Consider the following 23,435-nt stretch of genomic DNA (forward strand, 5'->3'; position numbering starts at 1 on the left):
TGCACGATTTTAAAAACTGATAATTTACCGTACCGGCCCGGAATAACATCGGATCGCACTAACTCAACCGGTCTTTAAAACTTTCGTAGCCATACGACTTGACCAGCCGAAACGTTTCGTTTTCCTGCCAGATTCCGATTGAAGGCAGGTTAACACCGTTAAATGTGGTCGTTTTCACCATCGTATAGTGAATCATGTCGTCGAAAATAATTCGATCACCGATTTGCAGTGGTTCGTCAAAACTGTAATCGCCCATGAAATCGCCCGCCAGGCACGTCATCCCTCCCAGCCGGTAGGTCGGTTTTCCGGCCACCGGTTCGTGGTAGGAATTCAGAATACGCGGTTTGTAAGGCATTTCAAGTGTATCCGGCATGTGGGCAGCAAAGGAAGTATCGAGGATAGCTACCCTAATGCCTTGGCTGTCAACAACATCTAACACCGAGGAAACCAGCACGCCGGTTTGCCAGCCAATGGCCGAGCCTGGTTCCAGAATGACCTCTACGTTGTATTTTTGCCGAAATGTTTGCAGCAGGCCAATCAGGTGGTCGGTACTGTAACCTTCACGAGTCATCAAATGTCCACCGCCCATATTGACCCATTTCGCCTGATGGAGCAAATCGGCAAACCGGCTTTCCAGCGCTTCCAGTGTGCGTTCGAGGGTGTACGAATCATTTTCGCAAAGCGTGTGAAAGTGAATGCCTGCAATTCCTTCCGGTAATGAATCCCCAATCAAATCCCTTGTTACCCCCAATCTCGAACCGGGAACACAGGGATTGTACATATCCGTAGCCACTTCCGAATACTGCGGATTGACGCGAATCCCGCAGGAGACGCCCGAACCCATCGCCCGGTTTTTAAACCGCTCCCACTGACTCAACGAGTTGAAAGTAAGATGGCTGCTGCGTTCCAGAATCTCATCAAATTCATCGTCACGAATCGCCGGAATGTAGGTGTGAGCCTGGATACCCATGTACTCGTTCACCAGCTTGATTTCGTTCAATGAACTGGCCGTGGCTCCCGACAGATAGTGTTTCACCAGGGGAAAAGCGCTGTACATCGAGAACCCTTTAAGGGCCAGAATAATCTGAACACCGGCCCGTTGCTGAACCGAATCGATCAGCGACAAATTAGCTCGTAGCCTGGTCTCTTCCAATACAAAACAGGGCGAGGGAATGAGAGAATAGTCGATCATTGGCGAGTAAAAACCGTTCGAGTGGTTGTATATTGCCCACAAAAGTAGGGAAAACGACGGTTTTGTACCGCATAAAAAACCCCGCTGGTCCAAATCCGGCGGGGTTTATCATTGGCCGAAAAAGTTATTCCAACGCAAAGACAACTGGCAGGTTAAACCGGACACGCACCGGACGTCCCGATTGTTTGCCCGGTTGCCATTTTGGCATTTTATTTACGACCCGAATGGCTTCTTCATCACACCCAAACCCAATGCCTTTAATAACCGAGACATCCACGATACTTCCATCGGTATTGACTACAAACTGAAGGTAGACCCGCCCGGAAATGGAAGCCCGCGCAGCCGAAGGTGGGTAGTGCAGGTTTTTTTGCATGAAATCGGCCATTCCTTTCAATCCACCGGGAAATTGGGGATCCTGTTCAACTTTCAGGAAAACTTCGTCCGGTTTTCGCTCCACCTCGACGGCTTTCTCCACCGGCGCCGGACCCGCCGTTTCCGTCGGAGCTTCGATCACATCCAGCGCGTTCGGATCGCCGTCCTGGGTTTTATCACTCGTTACTTTGTCGACCAGTTCCTCTACAGTTGGCACCGTCACCTCATCCGGAGCATCTGCGACAACTTCCGGCGGCAAACTCCGGATTGTTGGCAATTGTACCGGAATCTCAACTTTTGGCGGCACCACCACAGGCGGTTCTTCCTGCGGCAATACCTTAACTTTTTCCAGGTCGATCACGGTCATTATCTGATCCGGCGCTTCGTCCGGCTTAAAATGATTGTAGAGCGTAGGCGTAGCCAGAGCAGCTCCAAACAAGGCAATTCCTAACCAAAGCGCCCGGCTGGCATTCCGGTTATAAATCTGGCGCAACTCGTAAGCACCATACAATTTGTTGCGGTTTTCAAATACGATGTCGTCCAGTGTGGCGACGTCAAGCTGTTCGGTTGTCATGGCTAAATCGACGTTAGTGGCTGTTACAAATATATATAGGAAAATTATATATACAAGTTTCCAGTCAACTATTTTATTTTCTTTATAGTATCTTTCAAAATTCATCCTGCTGCCTACCGCACCATGAAAGTCGAAGGTTATTTACACCGGTTTTATTTTCATCGCTTTACCAGTTCAGTTTTTCCGTTTGGCTTATTACTGATCCTGTTTTTCGGCTTTCAACCGATCGAATCAATTGCACAGCTGCGGGGTGTGGCCACTTCCAAGCGGTTTCTGGATTCTTTACAGCGGGATACGTTTCGCTATTTCTGGGAACTGGGCGACAATCCGCACGGTCTGATTCCGGACCGTTATCCGACGAATACCTTTGCGAGCATTGCCGCCACCGGTTTTGGCTTAACGGCGTATGTGCTGGGGGTCGAGCGCGGTTATGTGAGTCGCCAGGAAGCCGCCGAACGAACGCTTCGGACCTTACGGTTTTTTACTTTCGCTCCCCAGTCGGCGGAGGGGAAAAATGTGACCGGATTTCGGGGTTTCTTCTACCACTTTCTGGACATGAAAACCGGGCACCGATTTAAACAGGTAGAGTTGTCAAGCATCGATACCGCTTTACTGCTGGCCGGTATGCTGAGCAGTCAGGCGTATTTCAATCATAATTCTGCCGTCGAAAAAGAAATCCGTTCCCTCGTCGACCGGATTTACCGCCGGGTCGACTGGCAGTGGATGCGGGAACGAAAACCGTTGTTATCGATGGGTTGGCATCCCGAAAGTGGGTTTATTCAATCCGACTGGAAAGGCTACAATGAAGCGATGCTGCTGTACGTTCTGGCGCTGGCGTCGCCGACGTACCCGATCGAACCTGAAGCCTGGACGGCCTGGACATCAACGTATGAATGGAAAGAGTTTAAAGGCTATTCGCACGTCAATTTCGATCCATTATTTGGTCACCAGTATTCGCACATCTGGATCGATTTCCGGAGTATCAAAGACGCTTACATGCGCGGGCGGGAAATCGATTATTTTGAAAATAGTCGGCGGGCCACCCTGGCCAATCGGGCTTACTGCGTCGAAAATCCGGGTGGTTTTACGGGATATGAAGCAGATGTATGGGGACTGACGGCCAGCGATGGTCCTAAAGATACAATCATCAACGGTCGCCCCTTTTTCTCATACCGAGCCCGGGGAGCTTCCGCCACGCAGGTAGTTGATGATGGAACCATTGCTCCAACGGCAGCTGGTGGTTCCATTCCGTTTACGCCGGAAGAAAGCATCCGGGCGCTTCAGTTGATGAAATACCGGTTTGGAAAAAAAATCTATGGCCCGTACGGTTTTAAAGATGCGTTCAATCTCTCCTATCCGGGGCAATGGTTCGACCCCGATTATTTGGGGATCGACAGCGGGCCGATTCTGCTGATGGCCGAAAATTACCGCACCAACCTGATCTGGAACCTGATGATGCGCAGCCCAACCATCCGTCGGGGCTTGCTTCGGGCCGGTTTCCGGGGGGGATGGTTGAAAGGATGATGGATTATGAACGATGGATTATTGGCGGTGGGAAGCCAATCCATCATTCATAATCCATCTTCATAATGAAGACCTCACTCTTCCACGCTCAGGGTCTGGTTAACCTGATCCTGAACCGGTAAGCCCTGCTGGTTCATTTGTTCGATGAAGGGGTCCGGATCCATTTCTTCGCAGTTCCAGACGCCCGGTTTCATCCAGGTACCTTTCAGCATCAATAGGGCCCCAATCATAGCAGGAACACCGGTTGTGTAGCTAACCGCCTGTCCGCGAACCTCTTTGTAGGTTTCGGCGTGATCGCAGTTGTTCCAGATAAAATACGTTTTTTCCTGTCCATCTTTTACGCCCCGAATCTGGCAACCGATCGAGGTCTGACCCGTATAATTCTCGCCCAGGGTGTCGGGTGCGGGCAAAACCGCTTTCAGAAATTCCAGCGGAACGATGTCCATTCCCTGAAACGGAATGGGTTTGATGCTGGTCATACCGACGTTTTCCAACACCTGAAGGTGCGTAATGTAAGCCTGTCCGAAGGTCATCCAGAACCGGGCGCGTTTCAGCGTCGGGAAGTTTTTCACCAGCGATTCCAGTTCTTCGTGGTACAGCACATACGACTCTTTCGGCCCGATGGCGGGATAGGAAATCGGCTTGTGAATCGACATGGCAGGTATTTCAACCCATTCGCCATTTTCCCAGTACCGACCCGGTTGGGTAATTTCGCGGATGTTGATCTCGGGATTAAAATTGGTGGCAAATGCTTTGCCGTGATTACCCGCGTTGCAGTCGATGATGTCGAGGTAATGCATCTCATCGAACTGATGCTTGGCCGCGTAAGCGGTAAACACCTGCGTGGCTCCGGGGTCGAAACCGCAGCCCAGCAGGGCCATAATGCCGGCTTCCTTAAACCGTTCCTGGTACGCCCACTGCCAGCTATATTCAAATTTGGCGACATCTTTGGGTTCATAGTTGGCCGTGTCCAGGTAGTGAACGCGCGTTTCCAGACAGGCATCCATGATGGGCAAGTCCTGGTAAGGCAAGGCAACATTGATCACCAGCACCGGTTGGAATTGCTTGATCAGCATGACCATTTCGGCCACTACATCGGCGTCGACCTTAGCGGTTTTGATTTCCACCCCGTGCATTTCCCGAATTTCGGCGGCAATCTTGTCGCATTTGGAAACCGTCCGGCTGGCCAGCATTATATCCGTGAAAACATCGGAATTCATCGCGCACTTGTGCGCAACCACACTACCCACCCCCCCGGCACCAATTATCAGCACTTTAGCCATTATTCGTCGTGGTTCAGTTTAAAGTTTATCGTTTTTTATCACCAGTCCGTCCGCAGCTGGATTACCACCAATCGGGGTTTGTCCGTCAGCTGGCCCAACCCGCGATAAATTCGCGCAAAGATAGCCAGACCGACCGCGACACCGACAGAAAATTCAGAAAAAGATTCAACGGGTTCATTAAAAAAGATTCCGGTTTTTCATTTGGAGGATCGTCGAAGGTATAGTATATTTGGTAGATAGGCAAAAGTATTTTTTAAGCAACAAAGCCCTCCCCAGCGTTATGAAACTTAAGAGTTCTACGGGTTCATTCGAACTACTGATAAAAGGTTACGGTGTTAAAGGGACCCATTGGCGCGACCGTAACAGCCTGGTCTGCGAAGTGTCGACCGAATGGCAGAAAGAATTTCACAAGCAGACGGCTCCCCTCCAGACCTGGGAAATCAAGCGGTTGATCAACGGGTTGAAATTGCTCTGGAACCGGGCGATCAATCACGTGACGGTTTCTTTTCCGGAGCCGGGCCTGAACGTCGAAGCCTCTTCGCTGCCGAATGAAAATTATCATTTGCAAATTCAGCTGGATCGCTCCCTGACCCCGTCGTGGCATCCGTATCCGGATTTTCCGTTGTTGATGGAGGTAACGCTGACCCGGTTTCAACTGCGCGAAGCCATTCGGGATCTGGTGAGCCAACTCGCTCTTTTTCCGGAACGTTAAGGTTTCCGGTTTATCTACTAAAGTTACCGTTTTCTACCTTTTTTCGTTTTTTATCGGTCATTTTCCGATCGCAACCACCAATTGCTTGTAAAAACCGTACCTTTGCCGGACTAATCAATCGTTCTTGTTTTTTAACCTGACCAGAAAAAAACGAATTGTCGCAGCAACTGGTTTGAGAATATTTGACTAATGGAGGTTCGGAAAAGGAGTCGTACCCAAACGATGGCGCGCATACTTCAGGCCGTGGGTGAAGTGATCTCTGAGCGTGGCGTAAACCGGGTTGGAATCAATGCAGTAGCTGAAAAAGCGGGTGTCAACAAAGTACTTATTTACCGGTATTTCGGCGGCTGGGAGGGGCTGATGGAACAGTTTCTGAATGAAGGGAATTTCCTCACCAACTACAATAACCAGTTTCTGGCAACCCATACCGAGGTCGAGCCAAACGCTCACAATCAAACCCGGATTAATTATCTGATTGGCTTGCTTCGCGAACTCAAATCGCGAACGCCTGCCCAGGAAATCTTAAAATGGGAAATCAGTAATCCGGGCTTAGGCTTCCATTCGGAGCTAACCACTACCCGGAATGCCTCCTTCCAGAAGGTGCTGGAAAAGTTTTTTATAAACGAAAACGAGGATCTGAACGCCCTAACCGCCATTTTGATTTCGGGCATTACCATGCTTTTGCTCATTGCGCCCAGCCAGGCTCACTTTATGAACATCGATTTACAAACGGAAGAAGGCTGGCAACAAATCGAATGCGCGATCCAGCGGCTTTTTAAGCGTTGAAAAAACAAAACCCTGACAAATTCGAAGGCTCGATGTCAGGGTTTTCCACTCGTCAGCGATTCATTAAATCCTCGATTTCTTCCACCTCAATCGGGATTGAATCCATCAAATCGACATTCCCGGTATCCGTGATCAGGATGTTATTTTCCAGGCGAATGCCCAGCCCTTCTTCGCGTATATAGATCCCCGGTTCGCAGGTAAAAACCATTCCGGCTTCGAATTTTCGGTATTTATTCCCGACATCATGGACATCCAAACCCAAAAAATGGGAGGTCCCGTGCATGAAATATTTCCGGTAAAGCGGTAAATCCGGGTCCTGTTTGGCAACTTCCTGACGGTCCAGCAAACCCAATCCGATCAACTGCGATTCCATGATCCTGCCCACTTCCTTGTGGTAATCATCCCAGACATTGCCCGGAACAAGCAGCTTTTTAGCTTCTTTCATCACGTGTAAAACCGCCTGATAAACCGCTTTCTGCCGATCCGTAAATCGCCCGTTTACGGGTATGCTGCGCGTCAGGTCGGCGTTGTAATTTCCGTATTCAGCGGCCACGTCCAGCAGAATAACGTCCCCGTCCTTGCACGGCTGATTGTTCTCGACATAGTGCAGCACGCAGGCATTCGCACCGGAAGCAATAATGGGCTGGTAAGCAAATCCTTTCGAACGCTGGCGCACAAATTCGTGCAGGAGTTCCGCTTCGATCTCGTATTCCCAGACGCCCGGTTTGACAAATTTCAGCAATCGCCGAAAACCGTCTTCCGTAATGCGGATGGCTTCGCTCAGGAGGGCGACTTCTTCGGGTTGCTTGATGGCGCGCAGCGAATGCATGAGCGGTGCCAGTCGTTCAAACCGGTGAAGGGGGTATCTGTCCCGAAACTGGCTGACCATTCGGGCATCCCGGGTAATGACTTCCGATGAATTTCGCGTATGCTCGTTGGTATTCAAGTAGATATGTTCCGCTTCAAAAACCATCTGAATAAACACCTTTTCAAATTCGTGCGTCCAGAAAATCGTCTTTCGGGAAATGCCCGAGGTCTGTTCGGCTTCTTCTTTGGTTAGTTTATGTCCTTCCCAGATTTCGATCAGCTCGCTGGTTTCGCGCAAAAAAAGCACTTCCCGAAACTTTTCGTCGGGATGATCCGGAAACAACACCAGGACGGTTTCCTCCTGATCAACCCCGGACAGGTAAAACAAGTCACTGCTCTGCCGAAATCCCATCGTGCCGTCCGCGTTGGTCGGCATGATGTCATTGGCGTTCAGAACCACCAGGGATTTGGGTTTCAATTGTTCCGCCAAACGACGGCGGTTTCGGGTAAACAACGCGTTGGCAATGGCTATGTACTTCATGCAGATATGGTTTCAAAGGACGACATTCGGTAATTTCAATTTCATTTTGTACATTAATGCCTAAAATTGATGCTTTCGTTTCAATGAAAAAAATAGTTACGCTTCTTTTTGGGATCATGCTCTTCGGGGCCGGAACCACAATTGCCCAATCCAAATACTGGATTACCCTGAAGGACAAGCCTTCCACCCTAGATCCTTCTCTTTCGCCACAGACTATTTCCAATCGCCGGTCGATGGGCCTTTCCGTCGACGAAACCGATTTGCCGCTTAATCCGACCTATTTACAAACCCTGACATCGCAGGGCGTTCGTCCCTTGTTTCAGTCCCGCTGGCTCAACGCGGTTTCCGCCGAGCTGACTCCGAACCAGGTGAAGCAGGTCAAATCGCTCTCGTTTGTAAACGAAATTGTTCCGATCGACAAAAATATTGTCATCAACAGCATCGAGCACGATATCACGAAAGTCCAGATGGCACCGGTGATGTCCCAGATTCAGGCGGATGTTTTCGGCCGGGTGGGCTTGACGGCCAAAAACGTGACCATCGGCGTGATCGATGCCGGTTTTTTCGGAGCGGATTCAGCCAGTGCGCTGAAGCAGATTTTTCACCGGAACGGGATTAAGGATGTTCGTGACTACGTCAACACGAATCGGCCACGCAATGCCTTTTTCGGCTCCCTCGAAACACTTTCCGATTTTCACGGAACCGAGGTAATGGCCGCCATTGCGGGCCACGATCCCAACGAAAATATTCAGTATGGACTCGCTACTGAAGCCAGTTTTTACCTGGCCCGCACCGACCACGGCGCCCGTGAATTCCGGGGTGAAGAAGACAACTGGATTGCGGCCATGGAATGGATGGACAGTTTGGGTGTGCGCATCATCAATACGTCGCTCGGATACGCCAAGGGGTTTACCAACCCAAAAGAGAATTACCAACCCAATCAAATGGATGGCCATACGAGCCTGATCAGCAAAGCCGCCCAACTGGCTGCCGACAAAAAAGGAATTCTGGTGATTGTGTCGGCCGGTAATGAAGGCGACGATCGCTCGTGGCGCATTATTTCCACCCCCGCGGATGCCCAGGGAGTTCTGGCGGTTGGCGCAACGAACAACAAAGTCTGGAATCGCATTGGCTACAGCAGTATTGGCCCGGAATTTCTGCCGTATCTCAAGCCGAATGTCTCCTGTTTTTCACTCTACGGAACCTCGCTTTCGGCTCCGGTCATCACCGGTTTTGCCGCCTGCCTGATGCAGGCCAATCCGAAGCTAACCAACAAAGAACTGATCAGCATTATCGAGAAATCATCGCATCTGTACCCTTACGGCAATAATTACATTGGCTACGGGGTGCCTCAGGCATCGCGGGCACTGGCGCTGGCGAAAAACCAGACGGTGCCTTCATCCGCCCGTTCCATCAAAGTTACCAGCAAATCCTATTCGCTGGCCCTGCCCGAATACACGGATGCTTCCGTATCGGTTTTCCACAAAAAAGATGAAACCCGGGTGCTTCAGCAGGAGTCGATGCGGGTTCAGAATGGGGTTGTCGTTCTTCGCCGGAATCACGACGAGAAACAAACGACTATTGATTTGAAGAAAGAAGTAGTTGAAATTATCTGGCACTAGTACCACGGACTGGTAGTCCGTGTAATTCTTATAATTCCGACGATCTAAACTCCCACGGACTACCAGTCCGTGGGTACTTACAAATAGTTCTCCGGCATCAGGTAGTTCTTCACGTAGTCGGAAATGCCTTCCTCCAATGACTTAAAATGTTGCGAGTAGCCAATGGAGCGCAGTTTGCTCATCGTGGCCTGCGTATAATACTGGTATTTATCGCGGATATCTTCGGGCGTATCGATGAATTCTATCTGGGGCGTCACGCCCATGGCCAAAAAGGTATTATTGGCTAAATCCAGAAACGTCCGGGCTTTTCCACTGCCTAGGTTATAGATTCCGGAGTTTCGACGGTGGTGCATTAGAAAGACGCAGACGTCAATGACGTCTTTCACATAAATAAAGTCGCGCATTTGTTCGCCATCGGCAAAATTCGGGTGATGCGACCGAAACAATTTCATCGAACCCATTTGTTTGATCTGGCAAAAGGCGTGGTAAATAACCGAAGCCATGCGGCTTTTGTGGTATTCGTTCGGCCCGTAGACATTGAAGAACTTCAAACCAGCCCAGAAAAAAGGATGCCGCTCCTGCTCCAGTACCCAGATGTCGAATTCGTTCTTCGATTCGCCGTATGGATTGAGCGGTTTAAGCTGCGGTATCAGCGCTTCGTTATCATCGTAACCTAATTCGCCCAGACCGTAGGTGGCGGCTGAGGACGCGTAAACCAGTGGAATCTGATAATCGATGCATTTCTGCCAGATTTTCTTAGAGTATTCGACGTTCAGGTGCTCGAAAATACTGCGGTCGAACTCCGTGGTGTCGGTGCGGGCGCCAATGTGAAACAGGAATTCGATCTCGTGGTAATTTTCATCCAGCCAATCAAAGAAATCTTCCCGATCGACCCGTTCGAGAATCCGCTTTCCTTCTAAATTCACCAGCTTATCCTCCCGCGAAAAATCATCAACGGCAATGATAGCATTGAAGTTTTCCTGATTCAGTCTCGAAATCAGGCAGCTTCCAATAAAGCCTGTTGCGCCCGTAACAATTATCATACTCCGTAGAAATTGAGCAACGATTGTTTTAGGTTAGATTAAAACGATGTATTCCTGCTACTAAAATAGGGTGTAAAGTTAGAACAAATGAAGTCACCAACCTATCCACGTTTTAATGAATAAATTGGATTATTTTACTATTGATTTTGTATGATCTCCTCGACCATTCATTGGTCTTTATCTAAAAAGTACTAATCGTTATCCGTGAATTGAATTTTTATTAACGACAGGAAGGCCGTAATTTTGTAACCAACAGGGCAAGGCTATCCTGCCCGCACGAAAACGACAAATCGCCCCGGCGATCGTGAATAATGGTATATATTAGCAGAAAAGAACACTTTAACGCGGCTCACCGGTTATTCAACCCGGCCTGGTCCGACGAAAAGAATAAGGAGGTTTTTGGCCCGTGTGCCAACGTAAACGGTCATGGACACAATTTTGAATTAATTGTAACCGTCAAAGGTGAACCCAATCCCGATACGGGTTTCGTGATTGACCTGAAAGTACTGGCCGAGCTCGTCAAGGAACACATCATTGACCGGGTAGATCACAAAAACCTCAACCTGGACGTCGATTTCATGCGGGGCAAAATGGCCAGTTGCGAAATCTTCATCGTCGAAATCTGGAAAATTCTGGATCGGGCGCTGGCAAGGATCACCGAGGCCCGTCTTCACCGGATTCGTTTATACGAAACCCCGAAAAATTACGTGGATTATTACGGGGAATAACCTATGACCTACTACCTGATTGCCGGAGAACGCTCCGGTGACCTGCACGGCGGAAATCTGATTAAGGCCATTCGGCAGCACGATCCCGACGCTCGTTTTCGGGCCTGGGGCGGTGAGCAGATGGAATCCGCCGGAGCCACGCTGGTCCGCCATTATCGATCGATGGCGTTCATGGGGTTTCTGGAAGTCGTTCAGAATTTGGGAACAATCCGGAAGAATCTGCGTGATTGCCAGACCGATTTGTTCCAAACCCGGCCGGATGCCTTGATTTTGATCGACTATGCCGGTTTTAATCTGCGCATGGCCCGGTTTGCCAAAAAACACGGGATTCGGGTTTTCTACTACATTTCCCCTAAAGTATGGGCCTGGAACCAGAAACGGGCACTTAAAATCAAGGCCGTTGTCGACCGGATGTTTGTGATTTTTCCGTTCGAAGTTGATTTTTATAAGAAGTACGATTACCGGGTCGATTACGTCGGAAATCCACTGATGGATGCCATTGCCGGTTTCCAGATTGATCCTGAATTCCGGCAAACGAATTCGTTGGGCTCCAAACCCGTCATTGCGTTGCTGCCCGGTAGCCGTCATCAGGAGGTCGCGATCATGCTGCCTGCCATGCTGGAAGCTATCCCCCACTTTCCTGAGTATCAATTCGTTGTTTCCGGCGTGAGTAATCTTTCGCCTTCGTTGTACAGGGAAATCATGCAACGTTTTCCAACCATTCCAATTGTTACCGATAATGCGTATAACTTGCTGTCCATTGCCGATGCGGCTTTGGTAACATCTGGTACCGCAACCCTGGAAACCGCCCTCCTGAATGTACCGGAGGTGGTTTGTTACAAAATGACCTGGTTGTCGTATCAAGTAGCTAATCGGGTGATTGCCGTTCCGTTTATCTCGCTGGTCAACCTCATTCTGAACCGGGAAGCGGTCACGGAGTTGAAACAGTTCCAGCTCACGACCGATAATCTCATTCAGGAACTGACCCGAATTCTCCCCGGCGGATCGAATCACGAACGGCAATTAGCAGACTACGAAGAATTGCGGGAGCAAGTCGGCGGTCCGGGCGCGTCGGATCGGGCGGGCGAATTGATGGTGAACTATTTACGAAATTGATCCGGTTTCTTCGTACCGCTTCAACCAGGTTTTCCGCTGCCCCTGAATCGCGCTGTAAAATTCAAAAACCGGTCGCATGTCCTTTTCAAAATCACCAGTCATGTACATCGGTTCACTCAGCACAATGGCTTTTCGGGGATAATCGATTCCGGCCAGAATGAGGGGGACATCTGCCTTCAGGGAGATATAATAAAAACCGGTTTTAAGGCGGTCTACATCACTCCGCGTTCCTTCGGGTAAAATGCAAACGTGCAGGTATTCGTTTTGAATAAAGACATCAACGATGGCATCGACCAGGTTATTGGCCCGGCTCCGATCGACGGGCTTGCCTCCCAATAACCGAAAAAACCAGCCGGCATACCAGGTAAAAAGTTCTTTTTTGGCCAGATAGCGAATCCAGATGTGGGTCATTGCCCGCCCTCCGAGGCCAATCGGGAAATCCCAGTTAGTATTGTGGGGAGCCAGCACCCAGATTGCTTTCGGCAGATCAGGAACTGTGCCGAGCAGTTGCCAACCCGCTACTTTATACAGCCACCTCGCAAGTGTGCTAAACATAAGGTTCGGAAATAGTCCACGCTGGTGGCAAAGATTAAGAAAAAATAAACGGTTTTGGGCTAAAACAAAGCACAAAAATGAGCAGTGCCAGCCAGCCGAGAATAATCCGGCCAGTTCCCAGTGGTTCATCATCCTCTGTCTCGGGGTGATAAACACCCAAAAACCGTCCCAGGATTAGGATAAATAACAGAAAACCGGGATAGCCGTTAACGGCTGGAAAGAAGATGGATATCAGGAATTGTCCGGCCACGACGCTTAAAGCCAGTAATAAAGTTGTCATCCGGTTTTCGCTGATGCTCCGGAAGCTGACCACTAATCCTGCGATATACAAAACGAGTTTGCTCAACTGGTCCCAAAACTCGGCATCGTTGCCCACCATAAAATCGGTTGGTTTAAAGAATCCCAATCCGGCATAGAACGCAAAACCGATCAGCAACACCGGTGCAACCGCCCGGAAAGCCCGGCGACCAATCAGACTATATAGCACGTGCCCGCCGTCGAGTTGCCCAATGGGAATCAGGTTGAGGGAGGTGAAAAACAACGCGAAATAGCCCGCCATCAGATACGGGTAATGAATCATTTCGTACGGATGCGGCAAACGGGCCGGATCGGCAACGTACGTTTTAAAAAACCAGAACAACAGGTTATCACCCAGTTGAATCACGCTTTCGGGAGGCAGATTTTTATAAACATGCTGTCCAAACGCCAGACCATACTGTTTGTATTCCGGGTGAATCGTAAATATGAATTCAGGGGGCGGTAAGTGCGTAAATCCGTAATATAAAACACCCAATGCGACAACAAAACCGGCCAACGGGCCGGCAATCCCAATGTCGAAGAATTTTTTGCGGCTATTAATAAAATCCTGAATGCGGATAAAAGCGCCCATCGTACCGAGCGTTTGTCCAAACCCGAACCAGAGCGGAATGTAATACGGCAGCGTCACCCGAACGTGGTGGTACCGAGCCACAAAAAAATGCCCGAACTCATGGACGGTCAGAATGGCCAGAAAGGGGATCGAATAATGCAGACCATTCCAGAATTCCGGCCAGCTTATTCCGTGTTCAAAATCCAGAAAAAACCGGCCATACATCCATTCCGCGCCAGCCGCGGTTGTTGAAATCAGGGTAAGAACAAAAAGGCTAGCTTGAATGAGGTACGTCCTCGTTTGTGGATTCATCGCGAAGATAATCAAGAATCGTCAGGGGCGGTTGCACCTGCACAGCGTGTATACCTAACTGAGCCGCCGACTGAATGTTATGCGGATTATCGTCCAGAAACAGGGTTTCTTCGGCCTTCAGCCCGGAGGTTGTCAGGACATGTTCGTAAATCTCCCGCGACGGTTTGGCCATTTGTACTTCGTACGAGTAATAAACCCGCTCAAAAAGTTCGTCAAGCGACGGCTGACCCAAGGCCGATAAGATTCTTTGAACCTCGCCAATGTGAATGGGACTCGTGTTACTGAGAAGAAACAAGCGGTAGTGTCCGTGCAGGTCCCGAATCCGGGCAATTCGCTCAACGGGCAAGTCCAGCAAAACCGTATTCCAGGCGGTGTCGATCACCTCATCAGCCCACTGTTCCGGTGCATCGCTCCGTTTTTTTAACAACTGCCGGACGTGCTGGCGAAAACCGTCATCGTCGATCAGTCCGGTTTCGTATTGCTGGATCAACCCGTGTTCGCGCCAGAGCGCTTCAACCTCGGTTTCGCTCAGGCCCGAAAGAACGGCAAAATTCCGGATCGGTGCCCTGAGATCAATGGGAATGATCACGTCGCCGAGGTCGAAAATAATATTCTTGATTTCGGGTTTTAAGACACCTGCCATCGACATTCCAGTTATTCAACGACAACCCCCATTGCACAGAACTTCTCGATGCGTTGGTCGATGCGTTCTTCGGGCGTCAGTTGGTCCAGTTCAGCAATTTTCTCAAGGATTGTTTTTTTGATCCGGCGGGCCATCTCGGCGTGATCCGTATGCGCACCTCCTTCCGGTTCTTCGATAATCCCGTCCACGAGTTTGTTTTTCTCCATGTCGCGGGCCGAGAGTTTCATTGCTTCGGCGGCCTGTTCCTTATAATCCCAGCTCCGCCAGAGAATGGTCGAGCAGTTTTCGGGCGAAATAACGGAGTACCAGGTATTTTCGAGCATCAAAACCCGGTCGCCAATGCCGATGCCCAATGCGCCACCCGACGCACCTTCGCCGATCACGATGCAAATTACCGGCACTTCCAACATGAACATTTCTTTCAGGTTGCGCGCAATGGCCTCGCCCTGACCACGTTCTTCGGCTTCCAGCCCCGGATAAGCACCCGGCGTGTCGATCATCGTCACGATGGGTTTATTGAATTTTTCGGCCATTTTCATCAGCCGCAGGGCTTTGCGGTATCCTTCCGGATTTGCCATCCCGAAATTACGCTGCTGCCGCTGCTTGGTATTCCGACCCTTTTGCTGGCCGATCAGCATGACAGTTTGTCCATCGAGATCAACAAAACCGCCCACCATCGCCGGGTCATCGCGAACCGTCCGATCGCCGTGCAATTCGACGAACTGCCCGCCCATCAACGAGATATAATCCAGCGTATAAGGCCGATCGGGATGACGGGAAAGTTGAACACGTTGCCAGCGGGTGAGGTTCTGGAAGATTTCATTGCGAAGCTTTTCGATACTGATCTCCAGCGACGCAACGGCTTCAGTAACATCAACGTTACTGGTGTCGGCCAGTTTTTTCATTTCAACCAGTCGTACTTCCAAATCGGCTATGGGTTTCTCGAAGTCCAAATACGTCCTCATTCAAAAATTAGTTCTCGGTCGCCAGGTGAAGATTGTCAGTTCTCGGTCCGTCCTATCAACTATTCCAACTGGCAACCCGTGATGGCTTTTTTTTCGAATCGCAAAGTTAGCGGAAAATCCGGTTCAGCAACCTGCAATTGTTATAACTCGTACTCTTGCCCCCGCGTCGGAATTTCGACATGTGAGAAGCCCTCCTCCAACAACGTCTGCTGAAAAGCCACCATACTGGTGAATTCGCCGTGAACCAGAAACACCTTTTTCAGTTTTTCCGGCGACTGATGTTTGACAAACCGCACCAGATCATCGCGATCTCCATGTCCGCTAAATACATCGGTACGCTCGACTTTTGCCAAAACCGGTTCTTCTTTATCCTTGATGGAAATCGTAGGTTGCCCATTCAATAACCGCCAGCCCAGAGTTCCTTCGGCGCAATAACCGATGATCAGAATGGTACAATACGGATTGCTGATGTTGGCGGCAACGTGCTGCTCAACGCGCCCTCCCTGCACCATGCCCGACGACGAAATGATGATGCAGGGCTGGTTGTAATTCGACACTTCCCGACTGGCTTTTGAACTTTCCAGGTACTCAAAATTCACGAAATCGAACAGGGACTCGTTCTCTTCGTAATAAACTTTGGCCTCCTTATTCAGTAATCGCAGATTTTTCTGGTAAACTTTCGTACTCTCCAGGGCCAGCGGGCTGTCGGAGAATACCTTGATCGGCGGAAAGCCCTGCTCGGTGTAGAGCCGATTGAGCGTATACAGCAGCGCCTGTGTTCGCCCGACCGAAAACGACGGAATGATCAGGCGACCCGGAATATCGATGCAGGTTCGCTTGATGACATCGGCCAGGGTTGCTTCCGGCGTTTCCGTATTGATATGCAGGCGGTTTCCGTACGTTGATTCACAAATCAAATAATCGACGGGTGGAATCGGTTCGGGATCACTCAGAAGCGGGTAATTTCGGCGTCCGATATCTCCCGAAAAACAGATGCTTTTTTTCTCGCCGTTTTCGTAAACGTTAATGACAATGTGAGCCGCACCGAGCAGGTGCCCCGCCGGAATAAACGTAACATCCACGTCGTCGCCGAGTTTAAATTTCCGGTTGTATTGAATCGGGACCACATTTTCCATCGATTCACGTACCTGTTTTTCCAGAAACATATCCTTCTTCAGGCCCGCTAATTTCTTGCGTACCTTCTGCTTTTTGCTTTTCCCCATTTCCGCCAGGCGACGCATATTGAGCAGGGCCGCATCCTGAAGAAGCAGATTCGTTAACGAATAGGTCGGATCAGTACATAAAATTTGGCCTTCGTAACCTTCCCGGTACAAATTCGGAATATTTCCGCTGTGGTCGATGTGGGCGTGGGTCAGCAGAACAACATTGATCGCAGAAGCCTCAAACGGAAAAAAACCGCTATATCCGTTAGAAGATTCGTCATCCTGGTTAGTTGAAGGGGCTTTTTTATCCATATCGGCCCCGCAATCAATCAGGATTCGGTAATTATCATCTGTTTCCAACAGAAACATACTACCGGTTACCTGGCGGGTCGCTCCCCAAAATGTTAACTTCATTCGATTTGATTAATGCCTTTGGTGCTGATTCTCATCATCATGCAGTTTCAAAGGAAGCTACAACTCATTTACAATTATGGTAGAACAACAGAAAAGGGCTTTAAATTCTGGCATATATTTGCAATATTACTTAAAACCACTTTCATAAACTATCGGATTACGCATACGGTAAATTGGATAATCGAATCGATTTGATTTCATTTTATCTCTTCAACCCATCCTGTCAGCACTATTTTTTGTATCCATGTATCGGTATCCTGCGTTAACCTTAAGTTATTTTTTTGTCATTATTTCGTTATGTCAGGCGCATCCTTCCGCCGATTCGCTGGCGCTGAAACGTCTGCAAACTACCATTAATCAACTGCAAACCAGTCCGTTCCTGCGAAACGGTACGGCGGCTTTGTCAGTGCGACGAACCCGCGACGGTGTTACCCTGCTCGATTATAATGCCCAATTAAGTTTACCGTCGGCATCGACCCTCAAACTGGTTACGACAGCGACAACCCTGGCAGTTTTGGGTGACAATTATACTTTTCGCACCATCCTGGAACACGACGGCACGCTGAAGGATAGCATTCTAAATGGCAATCTCTATATTCGGGGTTCGGGCGATCCGTCACTGGGCAGCAACCGGTTTGCCGAATTTGCCGACGCGCCGACGCTTCTTCGCACCTGGACCGAAATGGTCAAAGCTGCGGGAATCAAACACATTCGGGGTTCGGTGATCGGCGATGCCAGTGTGATTCAATCGCTCCCGGTGCCGGATACCTGGGTTTGGGGCGATATGGGCAATTATTACGGCGCAGGTATTAGCGGTCTAAATTTCAACGAAAATCTGTATCGGGCGGTTTTTAAACCTGCCAAAACCGTCGGCCTACCCGCGGGCGTATTGCGGACAGAACCGTCCACCCCGTTTCTTAGGTTACAGAACAATGTAAAAACCGGCCCGGCCGGGTCGGGGGATGAGGTGATTATTTACAATGCTCCCTTTTCACCCCTGGTTTTTCTGGAGGGCACGGTTCCCCTGGGCGTCAACGAATTTGGGGTCAAAGGCTCGCTGCCCGATCCCGCCTATTTTACGGCGTTTGCCCTGAACGAACAATTGGTAAAAACCGGTATTTCCATCAGCGGGTTGCCCCAATCGATCGGGCCTGGGCGCAAGTCAGAATCCATGACTCCCGACGCATTACCGATCATTCCTCCGGCAAAACGAACGCAGCTTCACCTGCATACCTCCGTCCCACTTTCCGAACTGGCCCGCCTTACCAACCACCAGAGCATCAATCTCTACGCGGAAGTAATGCTGATTCTGGCGGGCAATTCGCTGACCAAAGCGCCGGTTGGAACCGAAAAAGCCATTCTGGAAATGACCCGTTTCTGGCAAAACAAAGGAGTCGATATGAGCGGTTTTCGCCCCAAAGACGGCTGTGGTTTGTCGCCGGTCGGCGCGTTGACGGCGGCCAACCTGACCGGTATTTTAGCGGCCATGTCGAAAGAAAAGAGTTTCTTGCCTTTCTACGACAGTATTCCGGTGGTCGGTGAGTCGGGCACCGTCAAAAGTCTGGCGCGCGGCACCGCAGCCGTGGGAAATGTACGGGCCAAGAGCGGCACCATTGAGGGCGTTCGCGCTTACGCCGGTTACGCTACATCGGCCGATTGCGAATTGGTGAGTTTTACGGTTTTGGTCAATAAATACCAACCCGGTTCTCTGAAAGGTGTGATGACTTTACTGGAGCAGATTATGGCGCAATTGACGGCTTTGAAAGTCAATGACTAATGGCCTAATCCCGGCCACTCACTTTCACAACGTTAAACCAGTAATTGCCGATCGTCTGGGTAATGTCCATCAGCTTATTAAACGACGAAGGCTTGGTAATGAAGCTATTAGCTCCCCACAGGTAAGAGTTTTCAACGTCGATGCTAGCGTCGGAGGTGGTCAGAATGACCACCGGAATATGGCGCAGTTCCCGGTCCGATTTAATTTCCTGCAAAGCTTCTCTGCCGTCTTTGCGCGGCATGTTCAAATCGAGCAGGATCAACTCCGGCAAAGCGTGATCCGAACTTTCGTAGCGCCCGGACCGGCGCAGAAATTCCATCAGTTCTTCACCATCTTCTACAATGTTCATTTGTGTAACCGGAAATTGCTGCCGAAAAGCTTCGCGCGTCAAAAACCGGTCATCTTCGTCGTCGTCAGCCAATAGTATATGTACTGGTTTCGTGAGTTGTTGCATTGTCGTGAACAGACTGGTTCTGCTTTTCGGGTAATACAATAATAAATGTCGTTCCCACATTGGGTTGGCTTTGGGCCGTAATCAAGCCTTTGTGGTTGTTTACGATGCGCTTACAAATGGCTAAACCGATACCGGTGCCTTCGTAAGAGCTTTTCCCGTGGAGCCGCTGGAATATTTTGAAAATGTGATCGATGTATTTTTCGTTAAATCCAATTCCGTTGTCGGCAATGGTTATTTTATAATATTTCTTTCCAGGAACCAGCTCTTCGTAATCGTCCCCGTTGACCGAAACACCCTGAATGGTAATAACCGGTGGCTGATCCGGTTTGGTAAATTTCAGCGCGTTCGAAATCAGATTGGAAAACAGGTGATCCATCTGGCTTTGAACGGCTTCGATTGTGGCCAGCCGGTCAATATGAAACGTTCCATTCGCGGCATTTATTTTCAATTCCTGATCCGACAGAACGCCTTGAACGACATCGGCCAGACGAACCGACCGAAACGGCTCCTTTTTGCTGGAGATACGGGAAAAATTGAGGAGATCCTTAATCATTTTCGACATCCGCTCCGCCGACTGCAGAATTTTATTCAAATACATAATGCCATCCGCCGTCAACGCGATTTCGTGCCGGTCACGAAGCAGGTAGCCAAACGACTGGATTTTTCGCAGAGGTTCCTGCATGTCGTGAGACGCCACAAACGCAAACCGCTCCAGCTCTTCGTTGGAGATTTCGAGCAACTGTATTTTATCCTGTAACTCGTCTTCGTACGCCCGAAGTTGATCCTCCGTTTTCTGACGTGTATTTAGCTCATTTTCAAGAAGATTATACGAAACGATGAGCGTTACAAACGTTAGCAGCGACAGGGTAAATATGATAATCAGCGTATTCCGGAACGAATCCTCAGCAGCCCGGGAATAAAGATCAAACCGCTCCTGCTCGATTTCCGTCATCTTTTTCAATAGCTCACGAACCCGATCCATCCGCGCCTTCCCCAGCATCATATACGTCCGGGCGATGGAAATGGGAAGTTTGTTTTTAACCGCATCAATCTGCTGGCTGGCCATGGCAATTTTCGTATCGATCCGTTTCGTCAATGAATCGAGGTTCCGGATCTGCTGGGGATTGTCGGCAACGAGGCTTCGAATCTGGTCGAGTTCCGGTGAAAACTGGGGCAACGCGTCTTCAAATGCGGTCAGGTAAATACCGTCGCCGGAAGAAGCCAGGTAGCCGCGTTCACCGGTTTCCACATCCGTAATAAGCGATAAAATCCGCCCTAAGCGGTTGGTTACCTGCTGGCTATGTTCAATGCGAACGCTGGCTTTTCGGTATTGGTTGTAACTAAATAAGGTTAGACCGAATCCCAGCGCTATCAGCAGCAAAGCCGTTCCGAACCCGAACGTGATTCGCTTCCTGACCGCCCTTGGCAAAACTGCTCGCAAACCTTTCATAACAAGAACTGCGTAGTTTATCGGTTTTTAGTGCACAGTATTCGGTTTTCAGTATTCGGTTGGCTGGCGCATCACTGGATACGCGCATCAGCCAACCGTAAACCAAAAACCGTAAACCTATTTAATAGTCTCAACAACCAGATTGTGATTCGTGTAGATGCAGATATCGGCTGCAATGTGCAAACTTTCCCGCACCATTTCTTCAGCAGTCAACTGGGAAGCGTGTTTTTTCAGGGCAATGGCGGCCGATTGGGCATACATGCTGCCGGAACCAATGGCAGCAATCTGATTGTCGGGCTCGAGCACATCGCCCGTACCCGAAATCACCAACATATCGTCTTTCGAGGCAACAATCAGCATGGCTTCCAGCTTCCGCAAATACCGGTCGGTGCGCCAGTCTTTCGCCAGTTCAATGGCTGCGCGTTTCAAATTTCCGCCGTAGGCATTGAGTTTTTCTTCAAACCGTTCAATCAGGGTAAAAGCGTCGGCGGTCGAGCCGGCAAAACCCGCCAGCACTTTCCCGTTCATCAGGCTTCTTACTTTCCGAACGTTACTTTTAGCAATCGTATTGCCCATCGTAGCCTGCCCGTCAGCCCCAAGCGCAATCTGGCCGTTGTGCAGAATGCCAACGACGGTTGTAGCGTGAATTTTCTGCATTCGTTTTTTCAGTTTATGATTTATAGTTTACAGTTTATGGTGTCTAGCAGGGAAATTATACCGTGAACCATAAACCGTAAACTGTAAACTATAAACCGGGTTTTACACCAGCATTCCGAACGGATTTTCCAGCAATCCTTTGAAGGTTTGCAGGAAAGAAGCGCCCGTTGCGCCATCGACGGAGCGGTGATCACATGACAACGTCACTTTCATGACGTTCGTTGGTTTGGCTACCTCTCCTTCAAATTTGACGGTTTGCTTGATCGAGCCAATTGCCAGAATACAGGAATCCGGCGGATTGATAATGGCCGTAAATTCGTCGATGCCGAACATCCCGAGGTTGGAAATCGAGAAGGTACTGCCTTCCCAGTCTTTCGGCTGGAGTTTTTTATCTTTCGCTTTGCCCGCCAGATCCTTCACTTCGGCAGCAATCGTCGATAACGTTTTCTGGTCGGCATTGCGAACAACCGGCACCAATAAGCCATCTTCCACGGCCACGGCCACGCCAATGTTGACGTACGAATACCGGCGGATTTTGTCGCCCAGCCACGAGGAATTTACCGCCGGGTGTTTCTTCAGCGCCAATGCCGCAGCTTTCAGAACAAAATCGTTGAAAGACACTTTCACGGAACTGACTTCGTTGACTTTGCCACGCAGTTCCATCGCTTTGTCCATGTTAATTTCCATCGTCAGATAGAAATGCGGAGCCGTAAACAGGCTTTCCGACAAGCGACGGGCAATGGTTTTCCGCATCTGGCTAACCGGAATATCTTCGAAAGCGCCCTGAGGTGTTGGGGCGGTTTGAGCCACCGGAGCTGGTTGCGGAGCGGCCGGTTTGGCAGGTTGAGTCGCCGGAGCGGTCGGTTGAACGGCGGGTGTAGCCGCAGGCTGGAAGGTTTCCACATCGCGTTTCACAATGCGACCATCGGGGCCAGAACCCTGAACCTGCGCCAGATTGACGCCTTTTTCCTTGGCAATCTGTTTGGCCAGCGGAGAGGCAAAAACCCGGCTGTCGTGCCCATTGGAACCGGCAGTTTCGGCCGGAGCGGCTGCGGGTGTCGCTTCGGTTTTGGGGGCTTCGGCAGCCGGAGCGGCAGCCGCTGGCTGTCCTCCCCCCTGCAACAGGGCTTTGAAATCCGCCCCTTTTTCCCCAACGACAGCAATCACGTCATCAACAGCCACTGCACTGCCTTCTTTTACGCCAATATACAACAAGGTGCCTTCTTCGTAGGCTTCCAGGTCCATCGTGGCCTTATCGGTTTCGACTTCCGCCAAAACATCCCCCGATTTCACGGTGTCACCTTCTTTTTTATGCCAGGCTACAATGGTCCCTTCGGTCATGGTGTCGCTCATCTTCGGCATCCGGATGATCGAAGCATTGATAGTGGCCGCCGGAGCGGGCGCTTTCGGAGCGGGTTGTTCGGCTCCATTGGAAGCAGGCGCTGCCGGAGCAGCCGGTTTTTCGGCGGGAGCCTCTGCTTTGGATTCGCTGGAGCCATTGGAAGAACCGGAACCATCCAGCAATCCTTTAAAATCTTCACCGGCTTTTCCAACCACAGCGAGTATGCCATCGATTGGAACTGCCTGTCCTTTTTCAACACCGATGTATAACAAGGTTCCTTCGTCGTATGCCTCCAGGTCCATCGTGGCCTTATCGGTTTCGACCTCGGCCAGCACGTCGCCCGACTTGACGGTGTCGCCTACTTTCTTATGCCATTCAGCGATGACACCTTCGGTCATGGTGTCGCTCATCTTGGGCATTCGGATTAATTCTGCCATATGTGGTTTGATGCAAGTATATCAGTAGTTCTACTTCGCGTGTCCAAAATTAGAATAAAGCGGGGAAAGTTGGTTAACCTGATGCGAAGTTTCCACAT

Annotated in this window: 21 protein-coding genes; 7 read left to right on the top strand and 14 right to left on the bottom strand. The window is 50.0% G+C overall.

Translation table 11 applies throughout. The annotated features are described in order from the left end of the window. Positions 1–58: 58 nt before the first annotated feature. Both nspC and EHT25_RS06030 read right to left on the bottom strand, forming a co-directional pair. Positions 59–1,192, bottom strand: a complete 1,134-nt coding sequence (gene nspC / locus EHT25_RS06025) for a carboxynorspermidine decarboxylase (protein WP_124872117.1) — start codon at positions 1,190–1,192, stop codon at positions 59–61. A 124-nt stretch (positions 1,193–1,316) separates the two neighbouring features. Continuing rightward, a complete protein-coding gene (locus EHT25_RS06030) occupies positions 1,317–2,138 on the bottom strand; it encodes an energy transducer TonB (RefSeq protein WP_124872120.1) in 822 nt (273 codons plus the stop codon). A 123-nt stretch (positions 2,139–2,261) separates the two neighbouring features. On the opposite strand from EHT25_RS06030, the gene EHT25_RS06035 reads away from it, so the two are divergent. Then, positions 2,262–3,662 carry a glucoamylase family protein gene (locus EHT25_RS06035; protein ID WP_124872123.1) on the top strand — a complete coding sequence of 467 codons (1,401 nt, stop codon included), beginning with the start codon at positions 2,262–2,264 and terminating at the stop codon, positions 3,660–3,662. A 74-nt stretch (positions 3,663–3,736) separates the two neighbouring features. Here the strand turns inward: EHT25_RS06035 and EHT25_RS06040 are convergent, their stop codons facing one another. Then, on the bottom strand, positions 3,737–4,945 hold the full coding sequence (locus tag EHT25_RS06040; protein ID WP_124872126.1) for a saccharopine dehydrogenase family protein: 1,209 nt from the start codon (positions 4,943–4,945) through the stop codon (positions 3,737–3,739). 280 nt (positions 4,946–5,225) lie between these two features. Here EHT25_RS06040 and EHT25_RS06045 point away from each other — a divergent pair, with 280 nt between their 5' ends. Beyond that, positions 5,226–5,657 (top strand): WapI family immunity protein, encoded by a 432-nt coding sequence (locus EHT25_RS06045; RefSeq protein WP_124872129.1) that lies wholly within the window; start codon positions 5,226–5,228, stop codon positions 5,655–5,657. Positions 5,658–5,879: 222 nt separating this feature from the next. Beyond that, the gene (locus EHT25_RS06050; RefSeq protein ID WP_185731290.1) at positions 5,880–6,443 is read left to right on the top strand and encodes a TetR/AcrR family transcriptional regulator; all 564 of its coding nucleotides are present in this window, start codon (positions 5,880–5,882) and stop codon (positions 6,441–6,443) included. Positions 6,444–6,495: 52 nt separating this feature from the next. On the opposite strand, the gene EHT25_RS06055 is transcribed toward EHT25_RS06050, so the two are convergent. Next, the gene (locus tag EHT25_RS06055) at positions 6,496–7,791 is read right to left on the bottom strand and encodes an aminopeptidase P N-terminal domain-containing protein (RefSeq protein WP_124872137.1); all 1,296 of its coding nucleotides are present in this window, start codon (positions 7,789–7,791) and stop codon (positions 6,496–6,498) included. A gap of 83 nt (positions 7,792–7,874) precedes the next feature. Between EHT25_RS06055 and EHT25_RS06060 the strand changes: the two genes are divergently transcribed. Next, positions 7,875–9,413: a S8 family serine peptidase gene (locus EHT25_RS06060; RefSeq protein ID WP_124872141.1), complete on the top strand. Its 1,539-nt coding sequence runs from the start codon at positions 7,875–7,877 to the stop codon at positions 9,411–9,413. A gap of 77 nt (positions 9,414–9,490) precedes the next feature. Here the strand turns inward: EHT25_RS06060 and rfaD are convergent, their stop codons facing one another. Beyond that, a complete protein-coding gene (rfaD, locus tag EHT25_RS06065; protein WP_124872145.1) occupies positions 9,491–10,456 on the bottom strand; it encodes an ADP-glyceromanno-heptose 6-epimerase in 966 nt (321 codons plus the stop codon). Between the two features lie 311 nt (positions 10,457–10,767). Here rfaD and EHT25_RS06070 point away from each other — a divergent pair, with 311 nt between their 5' ends. Both EHT25_RS06070 and lpxB read left to right on the top strand, forming a co-directional pair. Then, positions 10,768–11,184, top strand: a complete 417-nt coding sequence (locus EHT25_RS06070; RefSeq protein ID WP_124872151.1) for a 6-pyruvoyl trahydropterin synthase family protein — start codon at positions 10,768–10,770, stop codon at positions 11,182–11,184. Positions 11,185–11,187: 3 nt separating this feature from the next. Next, positions 11,188–12,300, top strand: a complete 1,113-nt coding sequence (lpxB, locus tag EHT25_RS06075) for a lipid-A-disaccharide synthase (RefSeq protein ID WP_124872156.1) — start codon at positions 11,188–11,190, stop codon at positions 12,298–12,300. On the opposite strand, the gene EHT25_RS06080 is transcribed toward lpxB, so the two are convergent. The 5 genes from EHT25_RS06080 to EHT25_RS06100 form a co-directional block, all read right to left on the bottom strand. Further along, the gene (locus tag EHT25_RS06080; RefSeq protein ID WP_124872160.1) at positions 12,289–12,855 is read right to left on the bottom strand and encodes a 1-acyl-sn-glycerol-3-phosphate acyltransferase; all 567 of its coding nucleotides are present in this window, start codon (positions 12,853–12,855) and stop codon (positions 12,289–12,291) included. The two genes, lpxB and EHT25_RS06080, sit on opposite strands and share 12 nt — an antisense overlap. A 34-nt stretch (positions 12,856–12,889) precedes the next feature. Beyond that, positions 12,890–14,035, bottom strand: coding sequence for a site-2 protease family protein (locus EHT25_RS06085; protein WP_124872166.1), 1,146 nt, complete (start codon positions 14,033–14,035; stop codon positions 12,890–12,892). Next, positions 13,998–14,678 carry an HAD family hydrolase gene (locus EHT25_RS06090; protein WP_124872170.1) on the bottom strand — a complete coding sequence of 227 codons (681 nt, stop codon included), beginning with the start codon at positions 14,676–14,678 and terminating at the stop codon, positions 13,998–14,000. The genes EHT25_RS06085 and EHT25_RS06090 overlap by 38 nt, the downstream gene beginning before the upstream one ends. Positions 14,679–14,689: 11 nt before the next feature. Then, positions 14,690–15,643 carry an acetyl-CoA carboxylase carboxyltransferase subunit alpha gene (locus tag EHT25_RS06095; RefSeq protein ID WP_124872174.1) on the bottom strand — a complete coding sequence of 318 codons (954 nt, stop codon included), beginning with the start codon at positions 15,641–15,643 and terminating at the stop codon, positions 14,690–14,692. Between the two features lie 140 nt (positions 15,644–15,783). Then, the gene (locus EHT25_RS06100) at positions 15,784–17,220 is read right to left on the bottom strand and encodes an MBL fold metallo-hydrolase RNA specificity domain-containing protein (protein WP_124872177.1); all 1,437 of its coding nucleotides are present in this window, start codon (positions 17,218–17,220) and stop codon (positions 15,784–15,786) included. Positions 17,221–17,464: 244 nt separating this feature from the next. Between EHT25_RS06100 and dacB the strand changes: the two genes are divergently transcribed. Further along, entirely contained in the window at positions 17,465–18,997 is a 1,533-nt protein-coding gene (dacB, locus tag EHT25_RS06105; RefSeq protein WP_124872180.1) for a D-alanyl-D-alanine carboxypeptidase/D-alanyl-D-alanine endopeptidase, read from the top strand. A 4-nt stretch (positions 18,998–19,001) separates the two neighbouring features. Here the strand turns inward: dacB and EHT25_RS06110 are convergent, their stop codons facing one another. From EHT25_RS06110 to EHT25_RS06125, 4 genes are all read right to left on the bottom strand, one after another. Then, positions 19,002–19,418, bottom strand: coding sequence for a response regulator (locus EHT25_RS06110; RefSeq protein ID WP_374756150.1), 417 nt, complete (start codon positions 19,416–19,418; stop codon positions 19,002–19,004). Further along, a complete protein-coding gene (locus EHT25_RS06115; protein WP_124872187.1) occupies positions 19,411–20,901 on the bottom strand; it encodes a sensor histidine kinase in 1,491 nt (496 codons plus the stop codon). Before EHT25_RS06115 ends, EHT25_RS06110 begins: the two co-directional genes overlap by 8 nt. Positions 20,902–21,018: 117 nt before the next feature. Next, a complete protein-coding gene (gene hslV, locus EHT25_RS06120) occupies positions 21,019–21,558 on the bottom strand; it encodes an ATP-dependent protease subunit HslV (protein WP_124872189.1) in 540 nt (179 codons plus the stop codon). A gap of 102 nt (positions 21,559–21,660) precedes the next feature. Further along, the gene (locus EHT25_RS06125; protein ID WP_124872192.1) at positions 21,661–23,337 is read right to left on the bottom strand and encodes a pyruvate dehydrogenase complex dihydrolipoamide acetyltransferase; all 1,677 of its coding nucleotides are present in this window, start codon (positions 23,335–23,337) and stop codon (positions 21,661–21,663) included. Positions 23,338–23,435 lie beyond the last annotated feature (98 nt).

This window comes from Larkinella rosea (assembly GCF_003858635.1).
GTDB classification, from domain to species: domain Bacteria; phylum Bacteroidota; class Bacteroidia; order Cytophagales; family Spirosomataceae; genus Larkinella; species Larkinella rosea.